Source organism: Pseudonocardia oroxyli (assembly GCF_900102195.1).
In the GTDB taxonomy this organism is placed as follows: domain Bacteria; phylum Actinomycetota; class Actinomycetes; order Mycobacteriales; family Pseudonocardiaceae; genus Pseudonocardia; species Pseudonocardia oroxyli.
Genome location: NZ_FNBE01000047.1, coordinates 1 through 2,329, shown reverse-complemented (window position 1 = coordinate 2,329; position 2,329 = coordinate 1). Strand labels below are relative to the sequence as shown.

Below are 2,329 nucleotides of genomic sequence, written 5' to 3'. Positions count from 1 at the left end.
CTGAACGCCTTCGACATCACCTTCGACGGACGCCTGTCCGCCGGACGCCGATAGCCCTCAACCAACCCCAGTTACACCGGAAAGTTGACAGTCCCCCTCGAACGCCGCCGCCGCGCCGAGCGGGCACTGACCACAGTGGTCGCCACCTGCTACCTGCTCGGCGTCTCCACCCGCCGCATGGAGAAACTCGTCGAGTCGTTGGGGATCACCCGACTGTCGAAGTCACAGGTCTCAGTCATGGCCCAAGATCTCGATGCGCAGGTCGCCGAGTTCCGGTCCCGCCCACTCGACCAAGGCCCGTACACCTTCGTCGCCGCCGACGCGCTCGTGCTCAAGGTCCGCGAGGGCGGCCGCGTGGTCAACGTCCACGCCCTCTTAGCGACCGGGGTCAACGCCGACGGACACCGGGAGATCCTCGGCCTGCAGGTCACCTCCGCCGAGGACGGCGCCGGATGGCTCGGGTTCTTCCGCGACCTCACCGCCCGCGGACTCAGTGGCGTCCGGCTGGTCACCTCCGACGCCCACGCCGGCCTGGTGTCCGCCATCGGCGCCACCCTGCCCGGGGCGGCCTGGCAACGATGCCGGACGCACTACGCGGCCAACCTGATGACCGCGACCCCGAAGTCGTCCTGGCCGTGGGTGCGGGCGTTGCTGCACTCGGTCTACGACCAGCCCGACGCCGCGTCGGTTCACGCCCAGTTCGACCGGGTCCTCGACGCCCTCTCCGAGAAGCTGCCGAAAGTGTCCGAACACCTCGACCAAGCGCGCGCCGACGTCCTGGCTTTCACCAGCTTCCCGAAAGAGCTCTGGCGCCAGATCTGGTCGAACAACCCGAGCGAGCGGCTCAACAGCGAGATCCGCCGCCGCACCGACGTCGTCGGGATCTTCCCCGACCGCGACTCCCTGATCCGGCTCGTCGGCGCCGTCCTGGCCGAGCAGCACGACGAATGGGCCGAAGGACGCCGCTACCTCGGCCTCGAGGTCCTCGCCCGCTCCCGCGTCACCGCGCTCCCCGACACCACCACCGGCACCGGCGCCGGCACCGAGGAGGTGACCTCGACCGACACGATCCCGGCGCTCAGCGCCTGACAGAACGAGAAGATCACGCGGTAGTCGTCACACACCACGCCAGCGGGCTTGACCGAAACGTCTTCCCGCCCCGGTATCGACGCACGCGTTCATGGACCCACAGTTGTTCACCTCGGTGGCGCAGGCGACGGCTGAAGAAACGTGACCGGGGCCGGGAGCGGCGATGAGCTGGACTTGTCGGGCAGCCGAGAACTCGGGACTCCGATCAGCAGCTGCTGAAGACCGCGAAGCCCATTATCGATACCAAAACTAAACTCATTATCGGCCGTGAACGGGATTCGGTGGGGTTCCTCCAGCGCGGCAAGGACCTTCACCCCCGCGAGTTCACCAAATGCCTCCGCCGCCTTCGGGCGTGGTCGCGCAGACGCCGTGTGCAGCCGCTCAGTGGCGACCGAACCGCGGGTAAAGACAGAAAGCGTACTGTACGCATACATGGCAGTATCGGGCGAGAACCCGTGCCTGACCAGCACCTGCAGTACACCGTCCATGTGCTCCGCGGTCAAGCGGGTCGCTTCAGGAGTGAGCTCGGCTGAGCGAATCACAATGAGGTCACACAGCAAACTGTTCGCCTGCAGGATCTCTCGGTAGCGATGGAAATAGCTTCTCAGGTAAGCATCCCATGGCAGATCATCGGAGATGCCGAAGCCGGAGAAGAACTCTCCGAACGCCCGCTCGGTCATGGTGTCGATCAGTTCCTCCTTACTGCGGAAGTACCAATAAATGCTGGTTACGCCCACGTCAAGCCGTTGCGCCAGGCGCGGCATGCTCAATGCATCCAAAGACTCCTCGGCTGCGAAGCGGTATGCGCCTGCAACGATCTCGTCCGCGCTGATGGAGCCGCGGGCACGACGCTTGCGTGTCGAGTTGCGGCGTTCTGGCTCGGACGGCATGCGGTGTCTCCTTCCTCGGGCTTGGCCCCGGGTCGTGCGGACTGATGCGCGCCCGGTGCGATCCGTGGCTGGCTCATCTACGGAAGAGCACGTCTAGTATCGCCCATGCCGTTGCGGGTCTGCCGAGGGATGAGGCGCATGGGCCAGCCCGGTCCGGTGAGTCCGAGGTTGCGATGCGGATGGTCGCCGAGATCCGACCGGCGCTGATAGCTCGGCGTGGGCCTCTTACTGAAGCGCCCCGGGTGTGGTGGAGGCTCTGATCCCGCGGAAGGGTGGAGATCGTGCCGGTACCGGGGAGGTTCAGCGACGAGATGTGTGAGCGCGCGAAGCGGATGGTCCGCCAGGTGCGT

Annotated in this window: 1 protein-coding gene and 1 pseudogene; one reads left to right on the top strand and one right to left on the bottom strand. The window is 66.1% G+C overall.

Going from position 1 to position 2,329, the window contains the following annotated elements:
* Positions 1–96: 96 nt before the first annotated feature.
* Positions 97–1,089 (top strand): annotated as a pseudogene (locus BLS43_RS29155) (IS256 family transposase); the annotation flags it as partial.
* 107 nt (positions 1,090–1,196) lie between these two features.
* Here the strand turns inward: BLS43_RS29155 and BLS43_RS29150 are convergent.
* Positions 1,197–1,979, bottom strand: a complete 783-nt coding sequence (locus BLS43_RS29150; RefSeq protein ID WP_093089912.1) for a TetR/AcrR family transcriptional regulator — start codon at positions 1,977–1,979, stop codon at positions 1,197–1,199.
* Positions 1,980–2,329 lie beyond the last annotated feature (350 nt).